Source organism: Streptomyces sp. XH2 (assembly GCF_049725035.1).
GTDB classification, from domain to species: Bacteria; Actinomycetota; Actinomycetes; order Streptomycetales; family Streptomycetaceae; genus Streptomyces; species Streptomyces roseoverticillatus.
Map to the genome: position 1 here is coordinate 80,588 of NZ_JBMMMZ010000017.1, position 6,121 is coordinate 86,708.

The following is a 6,121-nucleotide window of genomic DNA, read 5'->3' on the forward strand; positions in this document are numbered from 1 at the left end:
AGGGGATCGATGACTGAGTACGGCCGGGGCTCCGGCTCCCAACCGTGGCATCCTGACGACCCGTTGTACGGGGACCAGGGCTACAGCGGACAGCAGCAGCATCCGCAGCAGTCGCAGCAGCCTCAGTACGGTCATGGCCAGCAGCAGTACGGCTGGGACCCCTCGCAGTCGCAGGGCGGTCAGCAGCAGTACGGGCAGCAGGCCGGTGGCACGTACGGCGGCGGGCAGGCCGACTACTACGGCACGCCCGACGGCTTCCCGCAGCACCCCCAGCCTCAGCACCCTCAGCAGCCGCACGGCCAGCAGCCGCATGCTCAGCAGGGCCACCAGGAGGCCCAGCAGCTGCATCAAGCGCAACAGCAGGCGCAGCAGCAACAGCATCCGGCGCCGTACCAGCCCCAGCAGGAGTGGTCCGAGCCCGACGAGGAGAAGATCTCCCTCTTCGACGACCTGCCTCCCGCCACGGCCCGCCCCGGCGAGCCCGACGGCGAGCCCGGAGACGACAGGGACGACAGGGACGACAGGGACGACGAGGACGACGAGCCGCGCTCCCGCTCCCGCGGCCGCGGTGGCAAGAAGTCCAAGAAGCCCAAGAAGAACAAGCGCCGCAGCGGCACCGCCTGCCTCGTGGTCGCCGTGGTGCTCCTCGGCGTCGTGGGCGGTGGCGGCTACCTCGCCTACGACTACTGGCAGACCCACTTCGGCGCGGCGCCCGACTACGAGGGCCAGGGCAGCGGCCAGGTCCAGGTCGAGATCCCCAAGGGGGCCAGCCTGACCGAGATGGGCAAGGTCCTGCAGGAGGCCGGCGTCGTCAAGAGCGTCGGCGCCTTCACCAACGCCGCGGCCAAGAAGGCCATCCAGCCCGGCACGTACACCCTGCACCAGCAGATGTCCGGCGCGGCGGCCGTCGAGATGATGACCAACGCCGGCAACTTCCTGACCATCGCCGAGGGCCGGCGGGCCGTGCAGATCTACGCCGCCATCGACGGGAAGCTGGGCCTGCCGGCCGGCACCACCAAGGACGTCGCCAAGAACCGGGCGAAGGACCTCGGGCTGCCCGCGTGGGCCAACACCGACCCCAAGATCAGGGATCCGCTGGAGGGCTTCCTCTACCCCTCGCAGTACAGCGCCGGCAAGGGCACCAAGCCGGAGACCATCCTCAAGCAGATGGTCGCCCGGGCCAACGAGAACTACGCCAAGCAGGACCTGGAGGGCAAGGCGCGCGAGCTGGGCCTGAAGTCCCCGCTGCAGCTGATCACCGTGGCCAGCCTGGTCAACGCCGAGGGCATGACGCACGACGACTTCCGCAAGATGGCGCGGGTCATCTACAACCGCCTCAAGCCCACAAACGTCGAGACGAACGGCAAGCTGGAATTCGACTCCACGTACAACTACACGAAGAACCAGAGCAAGCTGGACCTCAGCCCCAAGCAGCTGCGCGCGCTCGACGACCCGTACAACACCTACTTCTACAAGGGCCTGCCCCCCGGCCCCATCGGCAACCCCGGCGAACAGGCCCTCAAGGCCGCCATGGACCCGGAGCCGGGGGACTGGTACTACTTCGTCTCCATCAACGAGAAGACGACGTTCACCAAGAACCTGCAGGAGCACCAGAAGCTCGTGGACGAGTTCAACAAGAGCCGGAAGCCGTAGATGAGCCGCACCCCGGAGCGCCGCCGCGCGGCGGTGCTCGGTTCCCCGATCGCCCACTCGCTCTCCCCGGTCCTGCACCGCGCCGCGTACGCGGAGCTGGGCCTGGGGGAGTGGACGTACGACCGCTTCGAGGTGGACGAGGCCGCGCTGCCCGCCTTCCTCGACGAGCTGGACGGCAGCTGGGCCGGGCTGTCCCTGACCATGCCGCTCAAGCGGGCGGTGATCCCGCTGCTGGACGAGGTCAGCGGCACGGCCGCCGCGGTCGAGGCCGTCAACACCGTCGTGTTCACGGAGGACGGCCGCCGCCTCGGCGACAACACCGACATCCCCGGCATCGCCGCGGCCCTGCGCGAGCGCGGCGTGACCGGGGCCGCCTCCGCCGCCGTGCTCGGCGCGGGCGCCACCGCGTCCTCCGCGCTCGCCGCCCTGGCCGGGATCTGCACCGGCGAGGTCACCGTGTACGTGCGCAGCGAGGCCCGCGCGGCCGAGATGCGCGAGTGGGGCGAGCGGCTCGGTGTGGCCGTCCGCACCGAGGACTGGGCCCGCGCCGCCGAGGCCCTCTCCGCCCCGCTGGTCGTGGCCACCACCCCGGCGGGGGCCACCGACGCCCTCGCGAAGGCCGTCCCGGACCGTCCCGGCGCCCTCTTCGACGTCCTCTACGAGCCGTGGCCCACGCCCCTGGCCGCGGCCTGGGACGCGCGCGGCGGCACCGTCCTCGGCGGCCTGGACCTCCTCGTCCACCAAGCGGTCCTCCAGGTCGAGCAGATGACCGGCTGCCCGCGGGCACCGCTGGCCGCGATGCGCGCGGCGGGCGAGGCCGCCCTCGCCGCCCGCGGCTGACGGGACCCGTCCGGCCGACCACGACGTGACTCAGTCCGTTCCACAACGCGGACCGGAGGGCGGATCGGACCGTCCGGCATGGGAGGATCAGAAGCGGCGGGCCGGGGCCGCGCACCCGGGCGCCGCACGATCTTGAGGCGCGCGAGCAAGAGGAGTCCCGTTGAGCAGGTTGCGCTGGCTGACTGCCGGTGAGTCGCATGGTCCGGCACTCGTGGCGACGCTGGAGGGCCTGCCCGCCGGTGTCCCCGTCACCACGGACATGGTGGCGGACCACCTGGCCCGCCGGCGGCTCGGCTACGGCCGCGGCGCGCGCATGAAGTTCGAGCGGGACGAGGTCACCTTCCTCGGCGGCGTGCGCCACGGCCTGACGATGGGCTCCCCCGTCGCGGTCATGGTGGGCAACACCGAGTGGCCCAAGTGGGAGAAGGTCATGGCGGCCGATCCGGTGGATCCGGAGGAGCTGGCGGCGATGGCCCGCAACGCCCCGCTGACCCGCCCCCGCCCCGGCCACGCCGACCTCGCGGGCATGCAGAAGTACGGGATCGACGAGGCCCGCCCGATCCTGGAGCGCGCCTCCGCCCGCGAGACCGCCGCCCGCGTCGCCCTCGGCGCCGTCGCCCGCTCCTACCTGAAGGAGACCACGGGCATCGAGATCGTCTCCCACGTCATCGAGCTGGCCGCGGCCAAGGCGCCGCTCGGCGTCTACCCCAAGCCCTCGGACGTCGAGAAGCTCGACGCCGACCCGGTCCGCTGCCTGGACGAGGCGGCGAGCAAGGCGATGGTCGCCGAGATCGACCAGGCCCACAAGGACGGTGACACGCTCGGCGGCGTCGTCGAGGTCCTGGCCTACGGCGTCCCCGTCGGCCTGGGCTCGCACGTGCACTGGGACCGCCGCCTGGACGCCCGCCTCGCCGCCGCCCTGATGGGCATTCAGGCGATCAAGGGCGTCGAGGTCGGCGACGGCTTCGAGCTGGCCCGGGTGCCGGGCTCGAAGGCCCACGACGAGATCGTCTCCACCGAGGACGGCATCCGCCGCACCTCCGGCCGCTCCGGCGGCACCGAGGGCGGTCTGTCCACGGGCGAGCTGCTGCGCGTCCGCGCGGCCATGAAGCCGATCGCCACCGTGCCGCGCGCCCTGCGCACGGTCGACGTGGCCACGGGCGAGGCCGCCCAGGCCCACCACCAGCGCTCCGACGTGTGCGCGGTCCCGGCCGCCGGCATCGTCGCCGAGGCGATGGTCGCCCTGGTGCTGGCGGACGCGGTGGCGGAGAAGTTCGGCGGCGACAACGTCGCCGAGACCCGCCGCAACGTCCAGGGCTACCTCGAGAACCTGGCCATCAAGTGACCGCGCCCGCCGTCGTGCTGGTGGGCCCGCCGGGAGCCGGCAAGTCCACCATCGGCGCCCTGCTCGCCGAGCGGCTGGGCACCGGCTACCGCGACACCGACGCCGACATCGAGAAGACCGCCGGCAAGCCCATCCCGGAGATCTTCGTCGACGAGGGCGAGCCGCACTTCCGCGAGCTGGAGCGGCAGGCCGTCCGCGCCGCCGTCGCCGAGCACCCCGGCGTGCTCTCCCTCGGCGGCGGCGCGATCATGGACGACGGGACGCGGGCCCTCCTCGCGGGGCTGCCCGTGGTCTTCCTCGACGTCGAGCTCGCCGACGCCGTACGGCGCGTCGGCCTCGACGCCCCGCGCCCGCTGCTCGCGATCAACCCGCGGCAGCGCTGGCGCGAGCTGATGGAGGCCCGCCGCCCGCTCTACACCGAGGTCGCCCGGGCCACCGTCGCCACCGGCGGCCGCACGCCGGACGAGGTCGCCGACGCCGTGCTGGAGGCCCTGCACCTGGCACCGGTGCCCGGGGACCGCACACAGGACACCACGCAGTGAGGAACGCATGACCGACGCCCCCACCCGCATCCAGGTCGCCGGCAGCGCGGGCACCGACCCGTACGAGGTCCTGGTCGGGCGCCAGCTGCTGGGCGAGCTGCCCGGCCTGATCGGCACCAAGGCCAAGCGGGTCGCCGTGCTCCACCCCGAGGCGCTCGCCGAGACCGGCGAGGTGCTCCGGCAGGACCTCGCCGCCCAGGGCTACGAGGCCATCGCGATCCAGCTGCCCAACGCGGAGGAGTCCAAGACCGTCGAGGTCGCGGCGTACTGCTGGAAGGCGCTCGGCCAGACCGGCTTCACCCGCACCGACGTCATCGTCGGCGTGGGCGGCGGCGCCACCACGGACCTCGCCGGCTTCGTCGCCGCCACCTGGCTGCGCGGCGTGCGCTGGATCGCCGTGCCCACCACGGTGCTGGCCATGGTCGACGCCGCCGTCGGCGGCAAGACCGGCATCAACACCGCCGAGGGCAAGAACCTCGTCGGCGCCTTCCACCCGCCCGCCGGCGTCCTGTGCGACCTGGCCGCGCTGGACTCGCTGCCGGTCCACGACTACGTCAGCGGCCTCGCCGAGGTCATCAAGGCGGGCTTCATCGCCGACCCGGCCATCCTCGACCTCATCGAGGCCGACCCGGAGGCCGCCCGCACCCCCGCCGGGCCGCACACCGCCGAGCTGATCGAGCGCGCGATCCGGGTCAAGGCCGAGGTGGTCTCCTCCGACCTCAAGGAGTCGGGCCTGCGCGAGATCCTCAACTACGGCCACACCCTCGCCCACGCCATCGAGAAGAACGAGCGCTACAACTGGCGGCACGGCGCGGCCGTCGCCGTCGGCATGGTCTTCGCCGCCGAGCTCGGCCGCATCGCCGGCCGCCTCGACGACGCGACCGCCGACCGGCACCGGGCGATCCTCACCTCCGTGGGCCTGCCCGTCACCTACCGCGGCGACCAGTGGCCCAAGCTGGTGGAGACCATGAAGGTCGACAAGAAGACCCGCGGCGACCGGCTGCGCTTCATCGTCCTGGACGGCCTGGCCAAGCCGACGGTCCTGGAGGGCCCCGACCCGGCGATGCTGCTCGCGGCCCACGCGGAGATCGCTGCGTGAGCCGCTCACGCGTGGCCGCCGGGCCCCGGCGGCCTTGGCCGGCCGGACCGCCCGGCTGCGCCGCCGGCCGACTCACGGAAGGAGGCGGGGCATGACCCGCCGCGTGCTGGTTCTCAACGGCCCCAACCTGGGCCGCCTCGGCTCCCGCGAGCCCGACGTCTACGGCTCGACGTCCTACAAGGGACTCGTGGAGGAGTGCACCCGGCTCGGCGCGGAGCTCGGCTTCGCCGTCGACGTGCGCGAGACCAACGACGAGGGCGAGATGGTCCGCTGGCTGCACGAGGCGGCCGACGGCGCCCTCCCGGTCGTCATCAACCCCGGCGCGTTCACGCACTACTCGTACGCCATGCGCGACGCGGCCGCCCAGCGCACCGCGCCGCTCGTCGAGGTGCACATCTCCAACCCGTACGCGCGCGAGGAGTTCCGCCACACCTCCGTGATCGCGGCGGTCGCCAGCGGCACCGTCGCGGGCTTCGGCATCGGCTCCTACCGGCTCGCGCTGCGGGCCCTGGCCGAGGAACTCGCGGGCTGACGCACCCGTTGCCCCTGCGGGGGCGACGGGGCCGGGGCTCGGGTACTCTCCCGTCTGGCCGACGCCCGGTGGTGGGGGGGGGGGGGGGGCGGGCGGGGCCCCCCCGGCGG

General features: G+C 73.3%; 6 protein-coding genes. All 6 read left to right on the forward strand.

Annotated elements, in window-relative coordinates:
- Nucleotides 1-9 precede the first annotated feature (9 nt).
- A complete protein-coding gene (mltG, locus tag ACOTKD_RS31825; RefSeq protein ID WP_424892473.1) occupies nt 10-1,653 on the forward strand; it encodes an endolytic transglycosylase MltG in 1,644 nt (547 codons plus the stop codon).
- Nucleotides 1,654-2,493, forward strand: coding sequence for a shikimate dehydrogenase (locus ACOTKD_RS31830; RefSeq protein WP_424892474.1), 840 nt, complete (start codon nt 1,654-1,656; stop codon nt 2,491-2,493).
- A 160-nt stretch (nt 2,494-2,653) separates the two neighbouring features.
- The gene (aroC, locus tag ACOTKD_RS31835; protein ID WP_424892475.1) at nt 2,654-3,838 is read left to right on the forward strand and encodes a chorismate synthase; all 1,185 of its coding nucleotides are present in this window, start codon (nt 2,654-2,656) and stop codon (nt 3,836-3,838) included.
- Complete coding sequence (locus ACOTKD_RS31840) at nt 3,835-4,380, forward strand: shikimate kinase (protein ID WP_424892476.1); 546 nt, start codon at nt 3,835-3,837, stop codon at nt 4,378-4,380. Before aroC ends, ACOTKD_RS31840 begins: the two co-directional genes overlap by 4 nt.
- A gap of 7 nt (nt 4,381-4,387) precedes the next feature.
- Nucleotides 4,388-5,479 carry a 3-dehydroquinate synthase gene (gene aroB / locus ACOTKD_RS31845; protein WP_424892477.1) on the forward strand — a complete coding sequence of 364 codons (1,092 nt, stop codon included), beginning with the start codon at nt 4,388-4,390 and terminating at the stop codon, nt 5,477-5,479.
- A 91-nt stretch (nt 5,480-5,570) separates the two neighbouring features.
- Nucleotides 5,571-6,011, forward strand: coding sequence for a type II 3-dehydroquinate dehydratase (gene aroQ, locus ACOTKD_RS31850; RefSeq protein ID WP_424892478.1), 441 nt, complete (start codon nt 5,571-5,573; stop codon nt 6,009-6,011).
- Nucleotides 6,012-6,121 lie beyond the last annotated feature (110 nt).

Bases quoted from the DNA above. Each gene is read 5' to 3' on its own strand.
- ACOTKD_RS31830 (WP_424892474.1), top strand. From the start codon at position 1,654: ATGAGCCGCACCCCGGAGCGCCGCCGCGCGGCGGTGCTCGGTTCCCCG.
- aroQ (WP_424892478.1), top strand. From the start codon at position 5,571: ATGACCCGCCGCGTGCTGGTTCTCAACGGCCCCAACCTGGGCCGCCTC.
- aroB (WP_424892477.1), top strand. From the start codon at position 4,388: ATGACCGACGCCCCCACCCGCATCCAGGTCGCCGGCAGCGCGGGCACC.
- mltG (WP_424892473.1), top strand. From the start codon at position 10: ATGACTGAGTACGGCCGGGGCTCCGGCTCCCAACCGTGGCATCCTGAC.